The sequence below is a fragment of the Consotaella aegiceratis genome, assembly GCF_036541425.1.
In the GTDB taxonomy this organism is placed as follows: domain Bacteria; phylum Pseudomonadota; class Alphaproteobacteria; order Rhizobiales; family Rhizobiaceae; genus Consotaella; species Consotaella aegiceratis.
Map to the genome: position 1 here is coordinate 294,990 of NZ_JAZHFT010000002.1, position 20,069 is coordinate 315,058.

At 67.0% G+C, this 20,069-nt stretch carries 13 protein-coding genes and 1 pseudogene; 6 read left to right on the forward strand and 8 right to left on the reverse strand.

The annotated features are described in order from the left end of the window. Position 1: 1 nt before the first annotated feature. The 6 genes from SMD10_RS02940 (at position 2) to cysG (ending at position 8,960) form a co-directional block, all read left to right on the forward strand. Positions 2–928 (forward strand): GAF domain-containing protein, encoded by a 927-nt coding sequence (locus SMD10_RS02940; RefSeq protein WP_331684140.1) that lies wholly within the window; start codon positions 2–4, stop codon positions 926–928. A 10-nt stretch (positions 929–938) separates the two neighbouring features. Beyond that, entirely contained in the window at positions 939–3,383 is a 2,445-nt protein-coding gene (nirB, locus tag SMD10_RS02945; protein WP_331684141.1) for a nitrite reductase large subunit NirB, read from the forward strand. Continuing rightward, positions 3,383–3,721, forward strand: a complete 339-nt coding sequence (nirD, locus tag SMD10_RS02950) for a nitrite reductase small subunit NirD (RefSeq protein ID WP_331684142.1) — start codon at positions 3,383–3,385, stop codon at positions 3,719–3,721. The genes nirB and nirD overlap by 1 nt, the downstream gene beginning before the upstream one ends. 118 nt (positions 3,722–3,839) lie before the next feature. Beyond that, positions 3,840–4,682, forward strand: coding sequence for a formate/nitrite transporter family protein (locus SMD10_RS02955; RefSeq protein WP_331684143.1), 843 nt, complete (start codon positions 3,840–3,842; stop codon positions 4,680–4,682). A gap of 80 nt (positions 4,683–4,762) precedes the next feature. Then, a complete protein-coding gene (locus SMD10_RS02960; protein WP_331684144.1) occupies positions 4,763–7,426 on the forward strand; it encodes a nitrate reductase in 2,664 nt (887 codons plus the stop codon). 46 nt (positions 7,427–7,472) lie between these two features. After that, positions 7,473–8,960: a siroheme synthase CysG gene (gene cysG / locus SMD10_RS02965; RefSeq protein WP_331684194.1), complete on the forward strand. Its 1,488-nt coding sequence runs from the start codon at positions 7,473–7,475 to the stop codon at positions 8,958–8,960. 28 nt (positions 8,961–8,988) lie between these two features. Here the strand turns inward: cysG and SMD10_RS02970 are convergent, their stop codons facing one another. From SMD10_RS02970 to SMD10_RS03005, 8 genes and pseudogenes are all read right to left on the reverse strand, one after another. Next, positions 8,989–9,192, reverse strand: a complete 204-nt coding sequence (locus SMD10_RS02970; RefSeq protein WP_331684145.1) for a hypothetical protein — start codon at positions 9,190–9,192, stop codon at positions 8,989–8,991. Positions 9,193–9,205: 13 nt separating this feature from the next. Continuing rightward, positions 9,206–9,508, reverse strand: a complete 303-nt coding sequence (locus tag SMD10_RS02975; protein ID WP_331684146.1) for a hypothetical protein — start codon at positions 9,506–9,508, stop codon at positions 9,206–9,208. Beyond that, complete coding sequence (locus tag SMD10_RS02980) at positions 9,505–10,401, reverse strand: peptidylprolyl isomerase (protein WP_331684147.1); 897 nt, start codon at positions 10,399–10,401, stop codon at positions 9,505–9,507. The genes SMD10_RS02975 and SMD10_RS02980 overlap by 4 nt, the downstream gene beginning before the upstream one ends. A gap of 1 nt (position 10,402) precedes the next feature. Next, positions 10,403–11,137, reverse strand: coding sequence for a respiratory nitrate reductase subunit gamma (gene narI / locus SMD10_RS02985; RefSeq protein ID WP_331684148.1), 735 nt, complete (start codon positions 11,135–11,137; stop codon positions 10,403–10,405). A gap of 14 nt (positions 11,138–11,151) precedes the next feature. Next, positions 11,152–11,844: a nitrate reductase molybdenum cofactor assembly chaperone gene (narJ, locus tag SMD10_RS02990; protein ID WP_331684149.1), complete on the reverse strand. Its 693-nt coding sequence runs from the start codon at positions 11,842–11,844 to the stop codon at positions 11,152–11,154. Then, a complete protein-coding gene (narH, locus tag SMD10_RS02995; protein ID WP_331684150.1) occupies positions 11,841–13,367 on the reverse strand; it encodes a nitrate reductase subunit beta in 1,527 nt (508 codons plus the stop codon). The genes narJ and narH overlap by 4 nt, the downstream gene beginning before the upstream one ends. Continuing rightward, positions 13,364–17,149, reverse strand: coding sequence for a nitrate reductase subunit alpha (locus tag SMD10_RS03000; protein WP_331684151.1), 3,786 nt, complete (start codon positions 17,147–17,149; stop codon positions 13,364–13,366). Before SMD10_RS03000 ends, narH begins: the two co-directional genes overlap by 4 nt. 9 nt (positions 17,150–17,158) lie before the next feature. Continuing rightward, positions 17,159–20,017, reverse strand: a pseudogene (locus tag SMD10_RS03005) (nitrate/nitrite transporter). Positions 20,018–20,069 lie beyond the last annotated feature (52 nt).

The window sequence follows — 20,069 nt, forward strand, 5'->3', positions numbered from 1 at the left end:
CATGGCACCTCAAGACACCCCCCGTCCGTTCGTCGAAGTGACCGAGGTCTGGGTTCCGGAAGGCGACCGTCTGGTCTGGTCGAGCGGCAATTACGGGGCGCTCGCCTCCTTCGCCGCCGCCTCCGAAAAGCACAGCTTCGCCAAGGGCGAAGGCCTGCCCGGCAAGGCCTGGGCCGAGGCCCGCCCGGTCGTTCTGAAAGGCTTCGACGGCTCCTATTTCCTGCGCGCCGACGCCGCCAAGGCGGTCGGCCTGACCAGCGCCGTCGCCGTGCCGATCTTTCGCGGGCCCGATCTGAAGGCGGTGGTCGTCGTCCTGTGCGCCGACGACGAGGACCGCACCGGCGCCATCGAGATCTGGCGGGCCGACAACGGCTTGATGATGCTCGACGACGGCTATTACGGCGCCGCCAAGCATTTCGAGTGGGTCTCCCAGCACACCCATTTTCCGCGCGGCCAGGGCCTGCCCGGCGGGGTGTGGGCGGCCAATACGCCGATGCTGATGCGCGACCTCGGCTCCGGCTACCGCTTCATTCGCGCCGACAGCGCCGGCAAGGCGGGCCTCACCACCGGCCTCGGCCTGCCGATTCCGGTGCCGGGCGATCCGACCTACGTGTTGACGCTCCTGTCGGCGCGCGGCACGCCGATCGCCCATCGCTTCGAACTGTGGAGCGTGCCCGGCGCCAAGACCGGCAGCTCCAAGGATGCGGTTCTGACCGACGGCATCTGCCAGCGCGAGGGTCCGCTCTGGACCGACGAAGAGGAGCCGCGCGTCGCGCCCTGGCAGGGCACGATCGGTCAGGTGCTCGGATCGGGCATCCCCGTCGTCAAGGTCGACAAGGCGGGTCTGGCCGCCGGCTACGCCTCGATGGTGGCCGTCCCGATCTATCGCGACGGCGCGATCGCCCACGTCGTCGCCTGGTATTACTGAGGTGAAGCCTATGCAGAAACTGGTCGTCATCGGCGCCGGCATGGCGTCCGGCCGCGCGCTGGAACATCTGTTCGAGGCGGACGGCGAGCCTTACGAGGTCACGCTGTTCAACGCCGAAGCCCGCGGCAACTACAACCGCATCATGCTGACCTCCGTGCTCTCCGGAGAAAAGAGCTACGAGGAGATCGTCACCCATGACGAGGCCTGGTATGCGGAGCGCGGCGTGACCTGCCGCTTCGGCGAAAAGGTCGTCGCCATCGATCGGGCCCGCAAGATCGTCGTCGGCGAGAAGGGCGAGGTCCCCTACGACAAGCTGATCGTCGCGACGGGCTCGGTGCCCTTCATCATTCCGGTGGAAGGGCGGGACCTGCCCGGTGTCATCACCTATCGCGATCTCGACGACACCAACGCCATGGTCGAGGCGTGCGGGCCTGAGGGCAAGTCGGCCGTCGTCATCGGCGGCGGCCTTCTCGGCCTTGAAGCCGCCGCCGGCCTGCGGCTGCGCGGCATGGAGGTGACGGTCGTCCATCTCGCCGGCCACCTGATGGAGCGCCAGCTCGACCCGTCCGCCTCCTATCTGCTCGAACGGGCGGTGGAATCGCGCGGCATCCGCGTTCTGACCAAGGCCAACACCCAGGCGATCGAGGGCGAGACCCACGTGACCGGCGTGCGCCTCGACGACGGCACGGTGGTTCCTGCCGACATCGTCGTCATGGCGGTCGGCATCCGCCCCTCGACCCAGCTCGCCAAGGACGCCGGGCTCGAAGTCGGGCGCGGCGTCAAGGTCGGCGACGACCTGCGCACGTCCGATCCCGACATCTTCTCGGTCGGCGAATGCGTCGAACATCGCGGCGTCTGCTACGGCCTGGTCGCGCCACTCTACGAGATGGGCAAGGTGGTCGCCGCCCATCTCGCCGGCCCCTCCGAAAACGTCTATCTCGGCTCGGTCACCTCGACCAAGCTCAAGGTCACCGGCATCGACCTCTTCTCGGCCGGCGACTTTTCCGAGGGCGAGGGCCGCGACGAGATCGTGCTGCGCGATGCCGCCGGCGGCGTCTACAAGCGCCTCGTCATCGAGCACAACACCATTATCGGCGCGGTGCTCTACGGCGATACCGCCGACGGCGCCTGGTTCTTCGACCTGATGAAGAAGACCACCGACATCTCCGAGATGCGTGACACCCTGATCTTCGGCCAGTCCTACCAGGGGGGCGCCCCGCTGGACCCTACGGCGGCCGTTGCAGCCTTGCCGGATGAGGCGGAGATCTGCGGCTGCAACGGCGTCTGCAAGGGCACCATCGTCAACGCCATCACCGAGCGCGGTCTGAACTCGCTGGAAGCGGTGCGCTCGGCCACCAAGGCCTCGGCCTCCTGCGGCTCGTGCACCGGCCTCGTCGACCAGTTGCTGCTGTCGACCCTGGGGCCCGCCTATATCGTCAAGGCGCTGCCCTCGGTCTGCGGCTGCACCGAGCTCTCCCACGGCGCGGTGCGCCGGCTGATCAAGGCGAAGGAGCTGAAGACCATTCCGGCCGTCATGCAGGAGCTGGAGTGGAAGACCGCCAACGGCTGCTCCAAGTGCCGGCCGGCGCTCAACTACTATCTCCTCGCCGACTGGCCGGGCGAATACGTCGACGACCAGCAGTCGCGCTACATCAACGAGCGCGTCCACGCCAATATCCAGAAGGACGGCACCTATTCCGTCGTGCCGCGCATGTGGGGCGGCATCACCTCGGCCAAGGAGCTGCGCGCCATCGCCGACGTGGTCGAAAAATTCGACATCCCGACGGTCAAATGCACCGGCGGCCAGCGCATCGACATGCTGGGGGTCAAGAAGGAGGACCTGCCGGCGGTCTGGTCCGACCTCAACGCCGCCGGCCTCGTCTCCGGCCATGCCTACGGCAAGGCGCTCAGAACGGTGAAGACGTGCGTCGGCACCGACTGGTGCCGCTTCGGCACCCAGGACTCCACCGGTCTCGGCGTTCGCATCGAAAAGTTCATGTGGGGCTCCTGGACGCCCGGCAAGGTCAAGCTCGCCGTCTCCGGGTGCCCGCGCAACTGCGCCGAGGCGACCTGCAAGGATGTCGGCGTCGTCTGTGTCGATTCCGGCTACGAGATCCATGTCGGCGGCGCCGCCGGCCTCGACATAAGGGGCACCGAGCTTCTGACCAAGGTTTCGACCGAGGACGATGCGCTCGAAATGATCGTCGCCACGGTGCAGCTCTATCGCGAGCAGGGCTGGTATCTGGAGCGCATCTACAAGTGGATGCGCCGGGTCGGCCTCGACACCATCAAGAGCCAGGTGGTCGACGATGCGGCCAACCGCAAGGCGCTGTTCGAGCGCTTCGTCTATTCCCAGCAGTTTTCCCAATCCGATCCCTGGCAGGCGCGCACGCAGGGCCTCGACGCCCACGAATTCAAGCCGCTTGCCGATTTGACCCTGGAGGCCGCCGAGTGATGAGCGAGAACTGGATCGAGATCGGCCGCGTCTCCGACATTCCGGCGCTCGGCGCGCGGGTCGTCAAGACGCACGAGATGAACATCGGCGTCTTCAAGACCGCCGACGGCAGCATCTACGCCATCGAGGACAAGTGCCCGCATCGCGGCGGGCCGCTCAGCCAGGGCATCGTCCATGACGAGGCCGTCACCTGCCCGCTGCATTCGGTGGTGATCTCGCTGAAGACCGGCATCGCCGCCAATCACGAAGACGGCTGCGTGCGCACCATTCCGGTGAAGATCGAGGGCGAGCGCATTCTCATCGACCTTGCGGCGGCCGCCACGCGCAAGGCCGCCTGACCCGAGAAAACGGGAGGTGCCAGCCGGCCGGTGTCGGCAGGCCAAGCTCTGACGACGGCGGCGCAACGCGGCGCCGCCGATCCCCTCTTGTCTGACCTCAACGCAATGGAGAGTCCCCATGGCCTATGTCGCACCCTCCGAATTCGTCACCAAAATGGTCGATGCCGGTGAAGCGAAGATCTTCATGTCGACGCGGGACACGGTGATCCGCGCCTATATGGCCGGCGCCATTCTCGCGCTCGCCGCCGCCTTCGCCGTGACGATCAACGTCCAGACCGGCCAGCCGCTGGCCGGCGCCATCCTCTTTCCCGTGGGCTTTTGCCTGCTCTACCTGATGGGCTTCGACCTTTTGACCGGCGTCTTCACGCTGGCGCCGCTCGCCCTGATCGACAAGCGTCCGGGCGTGACGCTCGGCGGCGTGCTGCGCAATTGGGGGCTGGTGTTTCTCGGCAATTTTGCCGGCGCGCTCACCGTCGCGGTGATGATGGCGATCATCTTCACCTTCGCCTTCACCACCGAGCCCAACGCGGTCGGCAAGGCGATCGGCCATATCGGCGAGGGTCGCACGATCGGTTACGCCGCGCACGGCGCCGGCGGCATGCTGACCCTCTTCGTGCGCGGCATCCTGTGCAACTGGATGGTCTCGACCGGTGTCGTCGCGGCGCTGATGTCCAGCACCGTGTCGGGCAAGGTGATCACCATGTGGATGCCGATCATGCTGTTCTTCTACATGGGCTTCGAGCACTCGGTGGTGAACATGTTCCTGTTCCCTTCGGGCCTGATGCTGGAAGGCAACTTCTCGATCGGCGACTACTTCATCTGGAACGAGATCCCCACCGTCCTCGGCAACCTCGTCGGCGGCCTCTCCTTCGTCGGCCTGACGCTCTACGCCACGCACCTGAGGACGGGGGCGGCGCGCGAGCGCCGCATCGTCGAGCCGGCGGCGGTGCCGGCCGAGTAACGAGCGGAACTAGGGCGCGCACGCCCTTAGGCGGCGCGCCTTCTCTAACCCTTTTCGCATCCATCGGAACGGCGGACGCCATGGACGGGTCGATTGTCGATAAGGCGGTGCGCACCACCTGCCCCTATTGTGGGGTGGGCTGCGGCGTCATCGCCACCCCGCACGCCGACGGCAGCGTCGGCATTGCCGGCGATCCGGATCATCCGGCCAATTTCGGCCGGCTTTGCTCCAAGGGCTCGGCCCTCGGCGAGACCCTCGGCCTCGAAACCCGCCTCACCCATCCGACGATCGGCGGCGCGCGGGCAAGCTGGGACGAGGCGCTCGACCGCGTCGCCTCGCGCTTCAGCCAGGCGATTGCCGAACACGGGCCGGATTCGGTCGCCTTCTACGTCTCCGGCCAGCTGCTCACCGAGGACTATTACGTCGCCAACAAGCTGATGAAGGGTTTCATCGGCTCGGCCAACATCGACACCAATTCGCGCCTGTGCATGGCGTCTTCCGTCGCCGGCCATCGCCGGGCCTTCGGCTCGGACACGGTTCCTGGCGTCTACGAGGACCTGGAAGAGGCCGACCTCGTCGTCCTCGTCGGCTCCAACCTCGCCTGGTGCCATCCGGTCCTCTACCAGCGCCTGGCGGCGGCCAAGGCGCTGCGACCCGCGATGAAAGTCGTCCTCGTCGATCCGCGGCGGACCCAGACCGCCGATCTCGCCGATTTGCATCTGCCGATCGCGGCCAATGGCGACGCGGCGCTGTTTGCCGGCCTCCTCGCCCATCTCGCCGAGGTCGGCGCCGTCGCCGCCGACTATGTGGCGCGTCACACCGAAGGCTTCGGGGCCGCCATGAGCGCGGCCCGATCGCTCCGCCGCGCCGACATCGCCCGCCTGACCGGCCTGCCGGCCGCCTCGATTGCAGCCTTCTACGACCTCTTCGCCAGAACCGAGAAGGTCGTTACCGTCTATAGCCAGGGGGTCAACCAGTCGGTCGGCGGCACCGACAAGGTGAACGCCATCGTCAACTGCCATCTGGCGACGGGACGGATCGGCCGGCGCGGCATGGGGCCTTTCTCCGTCACCGGTCAGCCCAACGCCATGGGCGGGCGCGAGGTCGGCGGCATGGCCAACATGCTCGCCGCTCACATGGAGATCGAAAATCCCGACCACCGTGCGCTGGTCCGGGACTTTTGGGCCGCGCCGACCATAGCGGACAAGCCCGGCCTCAAGGCGGTCGACCTGTTCGAAGCGGTCGCGGACGGCCGCATCAAGGCTCTGTGGATCATGGGCACCAATCCGGTCGTTTCGATGCCGGATGCCGATAGCGTCAAGGCGGCGCTGAAAGCCTGCCCCTTCGTCGTCGTCTCCGATGTCGTCGCCTCGACCGATACGCTGCACTTTGCCGACGTGGCGCTACCGGCTGCCGCCTGGGGCGAGAAGACCGGCACGGTCACCAATTCGGAGCGTCGGATCTCGCGCCAGCGCGCCTTCCTTCCGCTGCCCGGCGAGGCCCGGCCCGACTGGGCGATCGTCGCCGACGTCGCCCGCCGCATGGGATTTGGCGAGGCCTTCGCCTTCTCCCATCCGTCCGAGATTTTTGTCGAGCATGCGCGGCTCTCCGGCACCGACAACGACGGCGCCCGCGCTTTCGACATCGGCGCGTTCGGGGTGATCGGACAGGAGGAGTACGACCGCCTCATCCCGACGCTTTGGCCGCAGCCCGCCGCAGGGCCGGCGCGGACGCGCTTCTTTGGCGAAGGCGGCTTTTACCATGGCGATGGCAAGGCGCGTTTCATGCCGGCCGCCCCGATGGATCGCGCACTCGCTGCGCAGACGCTCCTGCTCAACACCGGCCGGGTGCGCGACCATTGGCACACCATGACCCGCACCGGCCTGTCGCCGCGCCTCTCCGGCCATCTGGCCGAACCCTTCGCCGAGATTGCGCCCGACGACGCGGCCGCTCGCGGCATCAAGGACGCCGATCTGGTCGAGGTCACCTCGGCGCGCGGCTCGGTGACCGTACGTGCGCTGGTCACCGAGCGCCAGCAGACGGGGACGGTGTTCGTGCCGATGCACTGGACCGGTGAAGTCGCGGCGAACGCCCGCGTCAACGCCCTGGTCGAGGCCCTGGTCGATCCTGTGTCCGGACAGCCGGGATCCAAGGCGACACCCGTGCGCGTCGCCCGCTTCAAGGCCGCATGGTACGGCTTTGCGGTTCTGACCGAAAAGCCGGCGGCGATCGAGGCGTCCTATTGGGCGCTCGCCCGCACCGAAGGCGGCTGGCGCCTGGAGCTTGCCGGCACCGACCCTCTCACCGACGGAACGGCGCTGGCCGAAAGTCTCTTCGGCTCCGGCAACGAGGCCGAGCGGCTCGCCTATCACGACAGCCGGGCCGGTGCCCATCGCTTCGCTGCGCTCAAGGAGGGGAAGCTCTTCGGCGCGCTTTGGCTTGCGCGCGAGCCCGTCGCCGTTTCGCGGCTCTGGGCCGCCCGGCGTCTGACGGCGGACGATGCGTCGGCGGACCGCTCGCGCATCCTTGCCGGGCGCAGCGGCGGCGACCGGCCCGATCCCGGCGCTATCGTCTGCTCGTGCTTTTCCGTCGGCAGCAACGACATCGTCCGTGCCGTGCACAACGGCGGCTGCATCAGCGTCGAGGCGGTCGGCGAAGCCCTCAAGGCGGGCACCAATTGCGGCTCCTGCCGCAGCGAGATCAAGGAGATCATCGATGGCACGAAGCTTCGACAGTCGGCCTGACGGCTCCCAAGGAGCGGGGCGTGCGGGCCAACCTCGCCGCGCCCGCATGGACGCCTTGGCATCGCTTCCGGTCTTCTACGACCTCGCCGGCAAGCGGGCGGTCGTTGCCGGCGGGACCGCCGCTTCCGCCTGGAAGGCGGAGCTCCTGGCCGCGACCGGGGCAGCCGTCGAGGTCCATGCCCCGGCTCGCGAGGTTTGCGACGAGATGCACGCACTGATCGAGGCCCACTCGATCGTCCATCTCGATCGCCCTTGGACAACGGCGAGTTTTGAGGGAGCGGCGATCGCCATCGGCGACTGCGAAAGCGAAGAGGAAGCGGCGCGCTTTGCTGCCGCCGCCCATGCAGCCGGCGTTCCCGTCAACGTCATCGACAAGCCGGCTTATTGCGACTTCCGCTTCGGCTCGATCGTCAACCGCTCGCCTGTCGTCGTCGGCATTTCCACCGACGGCGCCGCGCCGATCCTCGGCCAGGCGATCCGCCGCCGCATCGAGACGCTGCTGCCGCCGTTTCTCGCCGACTGGGCGGGCCTCGCCGCCAACGTGCGCGACACCGTCATGACGCGCCTTGCCGCGGGCGCGCCCCGACGCGCCTTCTGGGAGCGTTTCAGCGATCGGGCCTTCGTCGCACCGGTGGACAAGGCCGCCGTGACCAACGTGAAGCGCCTCGTCGACGATCTGGCGCAGGCGCCGGCCTCCGGCGGCCGGGTGACGCTGGTCGGCGCCGGACCGGGTGCCGCCGAGCTCCTGACGCTGAAGGCCGTACGCGCACTCCAGGCGGCCGACGTCATCCTGTTCGACGATCTCGTCTCGAGCGAGGTGCTGGAGCTCGCCCGGCGCGAGGCCAAGCGCATGCTGGTCGGCAAGCGCGCGGCGCGCGAAAGCTGCCGCCAGGAAGAGATCAACGCGCTGATGATCAAGCTCGCCAAGGCGGGCAAGCATGTGGTGCGGCTAAAGTCGGGCGACGTCTCGGTGTTCGGACGCGCCGGCGAGGAATTGGCCGAGCTTGCCCGCGAGGGCATCCCGGCGACGATCGTTCCCGGCATCACCGCCGCCTCGGCGCTCGCCGCCGCCTTCGGCGTGTCGCTCACCCATCGCGATCGGGCAAGCCAGCTTCGCCTCGTCACCGGCCATTCCAAGCACGGCGGCCTTCCCGAGGATCTCGACTGGCCGGCACTCGCCGAGCCGCGCGCAACCACCGTTTTCTACATGGGCGGACGCATGGCCGAAAAGATCGCCGCGCGCCTGACCGCCGAGGGCCTCGGCACCGAGACGCCCGTCGCCGTCGCCGCCAACCTGTCGCGGCCCGACGAGACCCTTTGCGCGGGCCGGCTGTCGGATCTCGGCGCCATAGTCGGCCGCATCGGCCTCGACCGCCCCATCTTGATCGGCGTCGGCCAAGTGTTCGCCGAGGCGGAAAGGGCGTTCGCCGAAGAGCCCATGACGGTCGAGGCGGAGCCAGAGGAAGCGCGGACAGTCGGACGTTCCGCTACGGAGCGGTCGGCGATCAGGGCGACTGCACCCTGTGCGTCTTGACCACTGCCGACGATGAAGCCCTGCCGGCTCAGGCGAAGATCAGCCAGACGACGATCAGCGCCGAAACGATGGCCGCGATCAGCCAGATCATCGGCCAGGCCCGGCCTTCCTGGCGCTGAACCGACGCCGAGTCGGCCGGTGCCGGCGTGGAATGGTCGGTATCGACGCTCGTGTCGATTGCGGATTTGAGGGCCGGATTGAGGCCCTTGGCGTCCTTGGGACTCTCGTTCATCGAACTCTCCTCGTCAAAATGCGCCGGTGCCGTCGCTCTCGCGGACAAGACGCCAGTCGAGCATGGTGAAAAGGCAGACGCGGCCAGGGTCGTCTGTGGCCCGGAGGCGCGACGTCAGATCCGCCCAGTCGTCCTCGGAACCGAACTGCGAAAAGTCGGCGACCGCACCGCGCACGAAGCTCGGCACCGTCTCGCCAAGCCGCGCGGCGGCGGTTTCGATGCTGGCCGCACGGTCCGGATCGTTGTCGGCGATCCAACGGACGACCGTACCCGACGAGCGGCGCGCCTCGGCCAGGATGTCGCCGAGCATCATCATCGCCCGATCTCCGGCTCGACGACGACCCCTTCGATCTCCGCCGCCTCGACAAGTCGGGCGACGAGACGGCTGGCCGCGACCGTCCAGGCGCGCGCCGCCAGCATCTCGGCGATCTTCGGCTTCATCACCTCGAAGGGCAGGGTCTCGCCCTCGATACGCCGATGCAGCCGGACGACATGCCAGCCGAAGCGCGAGCGCACCGGCTGGGGGGCCGTCGTGCCGGGGTATAGCGAAAACAGCGCGCCCTCGACCTCCCGCACCAGTTCGCCGCGTCGAATCTGACCCAGCGATCCGTTCTGCCGGGCAGAAGGACAACGGGAGAAAGCCCGCGCCGCCTCGGCAAAGGCCGCGTCATCGTCGCGCACCTGCCCGATAATGGCTGCGGCGTGCTCGCGCGCGGCAGTCCAGGCTTCGTCATCGTCGCTCTCGGGCTCGATCAGGACATGGGAGGCCTCCAGCAGATCGGCCGTGCGGAAGCGTTGGCGCTCGGCCTCGTACACCCGGCGGCACTCCGTGTCGGTCGGCAGGGCCGGTTCCACCTCCCGGTCGAGGAGCGTCGCGATCAGCGCTTCGTCGTCGGCCCCCTCGCCTGGGAGCGCGCGGGTCGGGTCGAGGCGGCGCGCCTCTTCCAGAAGCAGGTGGCGGATCACCAGGGCGCTGGCCGCCGCCGTCCACGCGGCGTCGGCATTCTCGGCCGGGTGATGCTGCATTTCACGAGCGATCGCCTCCGGCGCGATCTCCGCCCCGTTGACGAAGACGTCGGAGAAGACAGGCGGCGCCGGCCGTCGCGGGCTCGGCGCCCCGCCGCAGCCGCCGCTCTCGCAGGCGCTCGGCATGACCGAACGCACGCGCTTTTCGACCGGGGCATGCTCGATGGCGATGGAATGGGCCATGTCAGCGTCCGCCTTCGCCCTTCGCCGCCGTCCGCCTCACACGTCCGACGGGGGCGAGCGAACGCACGATCTGGTAGCCCGGCCGGAACAGGAACCAGATCGGCGCGGAGAACACGTGGACGAGACGCGTGAACGGCGTGATCAGGAACAGGGTCAGTCCAAGGATGATGTGGAGCTTGTAGACCAGCGCCACGTCGACGATGATGTCGGGCGCGGCCGGATTGAACGTCAGGATGCCGTTCGCCCAGCCCATCAGTAGAACCATCTCCTCACCCTGCAGCGCCTGCATCGTCCAGTAGGTGGTGGCGATGCCGAGGGCGAGTTGCAGCCAGATGAGCACCAGCACGGCGATGTCGCCATAGGAGGATGAGCGGCGGATGCGCGCGTCGAACAGCCGGCGATGAAGCAGCAGGCTCGCCCCGACGAAGGCGGAGATGCCGGCGAGCCCGCCGACGATCAGCGCCGTCATCTGCTTGAAGCCATGGCTGACGCCGACGGCGTCGAAGAAGTTGATCGGCGTCAGCAGTCCGACGAAATGGCCGGCGAAGAGCATCAGGACGCCGAGATGGAAGAGGTTCGAGCCGATCATCAGCTGCCGGCGCCGCAGGAACTGGCTCGACTGCGAGCGCCAGGAATACTGGTCCTTGTCGAAACGCAGGATGGAGCCGACCACGAGAACGGTGATGGCCAGATAGGGATACCAGCCGAAGGCCAGCTGGTTGATGAAGTTGCTCACTTGGGTTCCTCCCGTCAGGCCGATTTGGCGGCGACGGCCGCCTTGCGGGCGGCGCGGATCTTGGCGACGAGCCCGGTCGGCCCCCCCATGTCGTGCGGGCCCGTAAAGGCGATGGGCGCCTCTTCCCATTCCTCGTCGATCGTCGAGATGTCATCCGACGGCGCGGCCTGCTGAAGCTCGGCCAGCGCCTCGCCGTCGGGCTTGGCACCGGCGACGGCCAAGATCGCGCCGAACACCGGCGCATAGTCCGATCCCCGCTCGCCGAGCCGTTCTTCGAGCGCGGCGAAGACGTGAGCCGGCTGGCCCAGCATCTCGCGCGCCTCCGCCTCCGGCAGGCAGGAGGCGAATTCGAGGAAGGCAGGCACGTAGTCCGGCAGTTCCTCGCTCTCCATCAGCAGGCCGTGGCGGGCATAGGTCTCGCCGAGATCGACCATCGCCTGGCCGCGCTCGCGGCTTTCGCCGTGAACGTGTTCGAAGAGATGCAGGGCGAGCGAACGTGAGCGATCGAACAGCTCGCTATAGGCCGCCTGGCTGTCGAGGACGTCGTCCGCCTCGATGCGGAGAAGCAGCGGCTCCAGCCGACGGAGCGCCGGGCGAGCAAGGGTTCCCTCTTCCTGCAAGGCGCTCCGCACCTCGCCCATATGAGCTTTCAGCTCGTCGTTCGGATAGGTGAGAAGCGCCGCGAAGGCGCGCAGCGTCCGTCTCATGTCGGGATATCCATGTAAGGTTTGCGGGGCGTTCGCTTGGAACTGCCGAAGAGATTGGTTTCGGTCCGGCCGTTGGTGCCTTCGCGGAAGCCGAAGCCGGCCGAGCCGCGCAGCAGATAGGCGTCCTCCTCCCACTCGCGGTGGGCGGTGGGGATGACGTAGCGGTCCTCATAGGCCGCGAGCGCCATCACCTTGTACATCTCCTCGATCGTCTCGACCGAGAGCCCGACGCGGCCTGGGATCGAGGCGTCTGCCGCCCCGTCGACGCTCAGCCCACGCATATAGGCGCGCATCGCCAGCATCCGCTCCAGCGCCTGGGCGACCGGTGCCTCGTCGCCGGCCGTCAGGAGGTTGGCGAGATAGCGCAGCGGGATACGCAGGCTGCGGACGTCGGGCATGTTGTCCTTGACCGACATCCTGCCCGCCTCGGCCGCCGACTGGATCGGCGAAAGCGGCGGCACGTACCAGACCATCGGCAGCGTGCGGTATTCGGGATGGAGCGGGAAGGCCACCTTCCACTCCATCGCCATCTTGTAGACCGGCGAACGACGTGCCGCTTCCAGCCATGCCTCGGGCACGCCATCCGCCCGCGCCTGCGCCGTCACCTCTTCGTCGTAAGGGTTCAGGAAGACGCCGAGTTGGGCCTCGTAGAGGTCCTTGGGATCCTCGACGGAGGCCGCCGCCTCGATGCGGTCGGCGTCGTAGAGGACGACGCCGAGATAGCGAATGCGCCCGACGCAGGTTTCCGAGCACACGGTCGGCTGGCCGGTCTCGATCCTCGGATAGCAGAAGATGCACTTCTCGGATTTGCCCGAAGACCAGTTGTAGTAGATCTTCTTGTAGGGGCAGCCGGAGACGCACATGCGCCAGCCGCGGCACTTCTCCTGGTCGATGAGGACGATGCCGTCCTCGGCGCGCTTGTAGATCGCGCCCGACGGGCAGGAGGCGAGGCAGGTCGGGTTGAGGCAGTGCTCGCACAGCCTCGGCAGATACATCATGAAGGTCTGCTCGAACTCGCCGAGCATCGCCTTTTCGACGCCTTCGAAGTTGTAGTCCTTCGAGCGCTTGTCGAACTCGCCGCCGAGCATGTCCTCCCAGTTGCCGCTCCACTCGATCTTGTCCATCACCTCGCCGGTGACGAGCGAGCGCGGCTTGGCCGAGGGCTGGGCCTGGAGCTCCGGCGCCTTCTGCAGCCATTCGTATTCGAACGTATAGGGCTCGTAGAAGTCGTCGATCTCCGGCAGATGCGGGTTGGCGAAGATCTTGGACAGGATCCGCCACTTGGCGCCCTGCTTCGGCACGATCTTGCCGTTCGACTGGCGCGTCCAGCCGCCCTGCCAGCGGGTCTGGTTCTCCCAGTCCTTGGGATAGCCGATGCCGGGCTTGGTCTCGACATTGTTGAACCAGGCGTATTCGACGCCCTCGCGGTTGGTCCAGACGTTCTTGCAGGTGATCGAGCAGGTGTGACAGCCGATGCACTTGTCGAGGTTGAGGACCATCGCGACCTGTGCGCGGATCTTCATTCTGCGGCCTCCTTGCTCGCGGCTTGGCCGGTGCCCCAACCGTCCGTTCCCGCTCCGGGGTCGATGCCGTCCTCGGCGGCCTTGTCGAACCAGTTCACCTCGCTCATCTTCCTGACGATTACGAACTCGTCGCGGTTGGCGCCGACCGTGCCGTAGTAGTTGAAGCCGTAGGCGAGCTGGGCATAGCCGCCGATCATGTGGGTGGGTTTGGTGACGATGCGTGTCACCGAGTTATGGACGCCGCCGCGCTGGCCGGTGATCTCCGAACCCACCGTGTTCACCAGCTTCTCCTGGGCATGGTACATCAGGGCCGAACCCGGCATGATGCGCTGGGAGACGATGGCGCGCGCCGTGAGCGCTCCGTTGACGTTGAAGACCTCGATCCAGTCGTTGTCGACGATGCCGGCCGCCTTCGCGTCGTCTTCGCTGATCCACACCGCCGGTCCGCCGCGGTTGAGCGACAGCATGATGAGGTTTTCGGCGTAGGTGGAGTGGATGCCCCATTTCTGGTGGGGCGTCAGGAAGTTGAGCAGCACCTCCTTGTTGCCGTTCGGCAGCTTGCCGAGGGCGGCGGCGACGCTCTTGGTGTCGATGGGAGGGCGCCAGGTGACGAAGGCCTCGCCGAAGGCGCGCATCCAGTGGTGATCCTGATAGAGCTGCTGACGACCCGAGATTGTGCGCCAGGGGATCAGCTCGTGCACGTTGGTGTAGCCGGCGTTGTAGCAGACCTTCTCGCTTTCTATGCCCGACCATGTCGGTGAGGAGATGATCTTCCTCGGCTGGGCGACGATGTCGCGGAAGCGGATCTTCTCCTCCTCCTTGCCTTCGGCGAGATGGGCGTGTTCGCGGCCCGTCGCCTTCGACAGCGACTCCCAGGCCTTGAGCGCCACCTGGCCGTTGGTCTCCGGCGCCAGCATCAGGATCGTCTCGCAGGCGTCGATGTCGGTGTCGATCTTCGGCCGGCCCTTGGCGGGACCGTCGAGGACCTTGCCGTTCAGCTGGCCGAGCAGCTCGACCTCGTGTTCGGTGTTCCAGTTGAGGCCCTTGGAGCCGTTGCCGAGGGTGTCGATCGCCGGACCGAGCGAGGTGAAGCGCGCGAAGAGGTCGGGATAGTTGCGCTCCACCAGATGGACGGTGGCCATGGTCTTGCCCGGGATCGGATCGCACTCGCCCTTGCCCCAGTCCTTGGGCTCATAGGGCTGGGCCAGTTCGTTGGGCGTGTCGTGCTGGATCGGGAAGAGCACGACGTCGTGCTCGACGCCGAGCACCTCGGGCGCCACCTTCGAGAAGGTTTCCGCGATGCCGCGGAAGATCGCCCAGTCGCTTCTCGCCTCCCACGCCGGGTCGACCGCCGCCGACAGCGGATGGATGAAGGGGTGCATGTCGGTGGTGTTGAGATCGTTCTTCTCGTACCAGGTGGCGGTCGGCAGAACGATGTCGGAATAGATCGACGTGGTCGACATGCGGAAATCGATGTTGACCATCAGGTCGAGCTTGCCGACCGGGGCCTCCTCGCGCCAGGTCACATCCTCGGGCCGGCAGTCCTTGCCCGCCTCCTCGGTGCCGATGACGCCGTGCAGCGAGCCGACGAAGTGCTTGAGGAAGTATTCGTGGCCCTTTCCGCTGGCGCCGAGAACGTTGGAGCGCCAGAAGAACATGTTGCGCGGCCAGTTCTGCGGATTGTCCGGGTCCATGCACGCCATCTTGAGCGCGCCGGACTTCAGGTCCGCCGCCACCACGTCGCCGGCATTGGCACCCTCAGCGGCGATCCGGTTGCCCAGCTCCAGCGGGTTCGCCTGGAGCTGCGGCGCCGAGGGCAGCCAGCCCATGCGCTCGGCCTTGGCGTTGAAGTCGATCAGCGAGCCGGACCAGTCGCCCTTGGGCGCCAGCGGCGACAGGATGTCGGAGACCTTCAGCGTCTCGTAGCGCCACTGGTCGGTGTGGGCGTAGTAGAAGCTGGTGGAGTTCATCTGGCGGGGCGGACGGTTCCAGTCCAGCGCGAAGGCGAGCGGCAGCCAGCCGGTCTGGGGCCTGAGCTTCTCCTGGCCGACATAATGCGACCAGCCGCCGCCCGACTGGCCGACGCAGCCGCACATCACCAGAAGCGAGATGATGCCGCGGTAACTCATGTCCATGTGGTACCAGTGGTTGAGACCGGCACCGAGGATGACCATGGACCGGCCGTGCGTGCGCTCGGCATTGTCGGCGAATTCGCGCGCCACCTGGACGATCGCCTGGCGCGGCACGCCGGTGACCTTTTCCGCCCAGGCGGGCGTGAACGGCACGTCCTCGTCGTAGCTTCTCGCAACGTTCCCGCCGCCGAAGCCGCGATCAAGGCCGTAATTGGCGCAGAACAGGTCGAAGACGGTGGCGACCTTGATCGTCGTGCCGCCGGCGCCCGCGATTGCTTTCACCGGAACGTTGCGAACGAGCACCTGATCGTGCGACGTGGCGACGAAGTCATAGGGCGCATCGCCGCCGAAATACGGAAATGCGACCGATTCGATCGCATCGTGGCCCTCGGCGAGCGTGACCTTGAAACGAACGTCGCGGCCCTGGCCGTCCTTTTCCTCCAGGTTCCATTTGCCCTTCTCACCCCAGCGGAAGCCGGACGAGCCTTGCGGCGCCATCAGCTCGCCCGACGTCTCGTCGATGGCGACGGTCTTCCAGTCCGGGTTGTTCGCCTCGTCCAGCGCGCCGTCGAGGTCCGCCGCGCGCAGCAGCCGGTCCGCGACCAGCCGCCCGTCGCGCTCGACCAGCGTCACCAGGCAAGGAAAGTCGGAATAGCGCCGCGTATAGTCGGCAAAGTACTCGGCCTGACGATCCAGATGGAATTCGCGCAGCACCACGTGGCCAAGCGCCAAAGCCAGCGCCGCGTCAGTGCCCTGCTTGGGATGGAGCCACAGGTCGGAAAACTTGGCCGCCTCGTTGTAGTCCGGCGCGATGACGACGCTCTTGGCGCCGCGATAGCGCACCTCCGAGTAGAAGTGGGCGTCGGGCGCGCGGGTCATCGGCACGTTGGAGCCCCAGACCAGCAGGTAGCCGGCATTGTACCAATCTGCCGATTCCGGCACGTCGGTCTGTTCGCCCCAGGTCTGGGGCGAGGACGGCGGCAGGTCGCAGTACCAGTCGTAGAAGCTCATCACCGTGCCGCCGAGCAGCGACAGGTAGCGGCTGCCGGCCGCATAGGAGACCATCGACATGGCCGGGATCGGCGAGAAGCCGGCGACGCGGTCTGGGCCGTAGGTCTTGGTGGTGTAGGCGTTGGCGGCGGCGATGATCTCGTTCGCCTCCTCCCAGGAGACGCGCACGAAGCCGCCGCGTCCGCGCTTCGACACGTAGTCGTGGCGCTTGTCCGGAGTCTCCACGATGGAGGCCCAGGCCTTGACCGGCGTCATCGTCTTTCGTGCCGCCCGCCAGTGGCGGATCAACCGGGCGCGCACCATCGGGTGTTTGATGCGCGTTCCCGAGTAGAGATACCAGCTGTAGGATGCCCCGCGCGGGCAGCCGCGCGGCTCGTGGTTCGGCAGGTCCGGGCGGGTACGCGGATAGTCGGTCTGCTGGGTCTCCCAGGTGACGATGCCGCCCTTGACGTAGATCTTCCAGGAACAGGAGCCGGTGCAGTTCACGCCGTGGGTGGAGCGGACGATCTTGTCCACCGCCCAGCGCTTTCGATAGGCGTCTTCCCAGGCCCGGCTCTCGTCGGTGGTGATGCCGTGGCCGCCGGCGAAGCGTTCCTGCTTGCGCTGGAAGAACGTCAGGCGGTCGAGGAAATGGGACATGAAGCCCTCCTATTCCGCAGCGGCCGCCGCGCGGCCATGCTCGATGTCGTAAAGGTGGCCGCCCCGGCGCGTGTAGAGCGCCCAGGTGAGGACGACGCAGGTCGCGTAGAAGATCATGAAGCACCAGAGCGCGGCCTCGGGCCCGCCCGTGAGGTCGATCGAGGTGCCGTAACTCTTGGGGATGAAGAAGGCGCCGTAGGCGGCGATCGCCGAGGTGAAGCCGATGATGGCGGCCGATTCCTTCTCCGCCTGGCGCTGCTTCAATGCGGGATCAGCGCCGGGCATCAGGCGGTCCATGTCCTTGCGCATGATCGCGGGGATCATCTGGAAGGTGGAGGCGTTGCCGATGCCGGTGGCGCAGAACAGCACCATGAACATGGCGAAGAAGCCCCAGAACGCGCCCGGCTCACCCTTGATCGACAGGAAGAAGAGGACGCCCGCAACGGCGGCGATCATCACCAGGAAGGTCCAGACCGTGACGCGGCCGCCGCCCCAGCGGTCGGAGACCCAGCCGGTCAGGGAGCGGGAGAGCGCGCCGACGAGAGGCCCGAGAAAGGCGAATGCGAGCGCATCGACGGCCGGAAACTGCGTCTTCATCAGCAGCGGGAAGCCCGCCGAATAGCCGATGAAGGAGCCGAAGGTGCCGGTGTAGAGCCAGCACATCGCCCAGTTGTGCTTGCGCTTGAAGATGACGGACTGCTCGGCGAAGGAGGCGCGGGCCGAGGCGATGTCGTCCATGCCGAACCAGGAGGCCAGCGTGCACACGATGAGGAACGGCACCCAGACGAAGCCGGCGTTCTGGAGCCAAAGCGTCGTCGTCACGTCAGCCTTGGTGCCGGTCTGGGGATCGCCAGCAACGGCGCCGAAGACGGCGGCTGTGATGACCAGCGGCACGACGAACTGGACCACCGAGACGCCCAAGTTTCCGAGGCCGGCGTTGAGGGCGAGCGCGTTGCCCTTCTGGCTCTTGGGGTAGAAGAATGAGATGTTGGCCATGGACGAGGCGAAATTGCCGCCGCCGAAGCCGCAGAGCAGCGCCAGCAGCGCGAACTCCCAATAGGGCGTCGTGGGATCCTGGACGGCGAAGCCGATGCCGAGCGCCGGGATGATCAGCGAGGCGGTGGTCAGCGTCGTCCACAGCCGGCCGCCGAAGATCGGCACCATGAAGGAATAGAAGATCCGGAGCGTCGCCCCGGACAGGCCGGGCAGCGCGGCCAGCCAGAACAGCTGACCGGTCGTGAAATTGAAGCCGACCAGGGGAAGCTTGGCCACCACCACCGACCAGACCTGCCAGATGACGAAGGACAGGAGCAGGGCGGGGATCGAAATCCAGAGGTTGCGGCTCGCGATGCGGCGGCCTTCGGCGCGCCAGAAGCCGGCATCCTCGGGACGCCAGTCGTCGAGAACGTGAGAAGACATCAATTTTTGCCTTGCGGAGAAGGAAGGGGACGCCGGTGCCGTCGAGGCTGCCGGCGCCGGATCGGTTCAGTTCGTCGAAGCGCTTTGCGCCTGGAGCGCGCGCTCGCCGGAGAGCGAAGTGTGCCTTGCCGTATGCGGAGCCGGCACCGGGGCGTCCGGAACGTCGCTCAGCTGCGTTTCGCCGGCGATGCCGGGGAAGCGGCGGCGCTCCATGCGGCGGATGGCGACATGCATCCAGACGGTGGAGACGAGGACGATGACGAAGAGCGCCATGAAGCAGCTCGTCCACACGCCGGTATAGTCGTTGAGCATGCCGAAGAGGATCGGCAGGACGAAGCCGCCGAGGCCGCCGATCATGCCGACGAGGCCGCCAACCGAGCCGACATGCTCGGGATAATAGACCGGGATGTGCTTATAGACCGCGGCCTTGCCCAGCGACATGACGAAGCCGAGAGCGACGGTCAGCGCCACGAACAGCGGCAGCGACACGGCGAAGGAGAACTCCATCGGCCCCTTGATGCCGTCGACCACATAGTGGGTCGCCGGGTAAGACAGGACGAAGAGGCAGACAAGCGACACGATGAAGGTGAGATACATCACCGCCCGCGCGCCCCAACGGTCCGACATCCAGCCGCCCAGCGCACGGAACACCGAGCCCGGCAACGCATAGGCCGCCGCCAGCATGCCGGCGGTCGCCAGAGGCAGCTCGTAGGCGCCGACATAATAGCGCGGCAGCCAGGACGCCAACGCCACGAAGCCGCCGAAGACGAAGAAATAGTAGGTGGCGAACCGCCAGACCTGAAGGTGCCGGAGCGGCTCGAGCTGTGCGGCGGCGGAGACGGGCTTCTCGCCCTTCACCTTGCGCGCCCGATGCGCCGGATCGTCCTTGGTGGTGAGGAAGAAGACGATCGCCATGATGGCGAGCAGGACCGAATAGATCTGCGCGGTCTCCTGCCAGCCGTAGGCCAACACCAGGAAGGGGGCGCCGAAATTGGTCACCGCCGCGCCGACATTGCCGGCCCCGAAGATGCCGAGCGCGGTGCCCTGCCGCTCCTTGCCGAACCAGCGGGACACATAGGCGACGCCGACGATGAAGGAGCCGCCGGCGAGACCGACGCCGAGCGCGGCGACGAGGAACATCGTGTAGGTGGTGGCCCACGAGATGAGGAAGCAGGCCACGGCCGTCAAAAGCATTTGGAGGGTGTAGACGAGCCTGCCGCCGAACTGCTCGGTCCAGACGCCGAGAAAGATGCGGCTGACCGAACCGGTGAGCACCGGGGTGGCCACCAGAAGGCCGAATTCGGTCTCCGAAAGACCGAGCTGCTGCTTGATCCTGACGCCGATGATCGAGAAGATCGTCCAAACGGCGAAACAGGCCGTGAATGCGATGGTGCTTAGGGCGAGCGCTCGATATTGCTCGCCACGACTGACCCCTGCGAGCTGTTGCATGATCCCCCTCCAATCTCCTTGTCGAACCATTACCGCTGGGTATTGGCGGGGT

Excerpts from the sequence above, each read along its gene's own strand:
- SMD10_RS02940 (WP_331684140.1), top strand. The coding sequence starts at position 2 with ATGGCACCTCAAGACACCCCCCGTCCGTTCGTCGAAGTGACCGAGGTC.
- nirB (WP_331684141.1), top strand. The coding sequence starts at position 939 with ATGCAGAAACTGGTCGTCATCGGCGCCGGCATGGCGTCCGGCCGCGCG.
- nirD (WP_331684142.1), top strand. The coding sequence starts at position 3,383 with ATGAGCGAGAACTGGATCGAGATCGGCCGCGTCTCCGACATTCCGGCG.
- SMD10_RS02955 (WP_331684143.1), top strand. The coding sequence starts at position 3,840 with ATGGCCTATGTCGCACCCTCCGAATTCGTCACCAAAATGGTCGATGCC.
- SMD10_RS02960 (WP_331684144.1), top strand. The coding sequence starts at position 4,763 with ATGGACGGGTCGATTGTCGATAAGGCGGTGCGCACCACCTGCCCCTAT.
- cysG (WP_331684194.1), top strand. The coding sequence starts at position 7,473 with ATGGACGCCTTGGCATCGCTTCCGGTCTTCTACGACCTCGCCGGCAAG.
- SMD10_RS02970 (WP_331684145.1), bottom strand. The coding sequence starts at position 9,192 with ATGAACGAGAGTCCCAAGGACGCCAAGGGCCTCAATCCGGCCCTCAAA.
- SMD10_RS02975 (WP_331684146.1), bottom strand. The coding sequence starts at position 9,508 with ATGATGATGCTCGGCGACATCCTGGCCGAGGCGCGCCGCTCGTCGGGT.
- SMD10_RS02980 (WP_331684147.1), bottom strand. The coding sequence starts at position 10,401 with ATGGCCCATTCCATCGCCATCGAGCATGCCCCGGTCGAAAAGCGCGTG.
- narJ (WP_331684149.1), bottom strand. The coding sequence starts at position 11,844 with ATGAGACGGACGCTGCGCGCCTTCGCGGCGCTTCTCACCTATCCGAAC.
- narH (WP_331684150.1), bottom strand. The coding sequence starts at position 13,367 with ATGAAGATCCGCGCACAGGTCGCGATGGTCCTCAACCTCGACAAGTGC.
- SMD10_RS03000 (WP_331684151.1), bottom strand. The coding sequence starts at position 17,149 with ATGTCCCATTTCCTCGACCGCCTGACGTTCTTCCAGCGCAAGCAGGAA.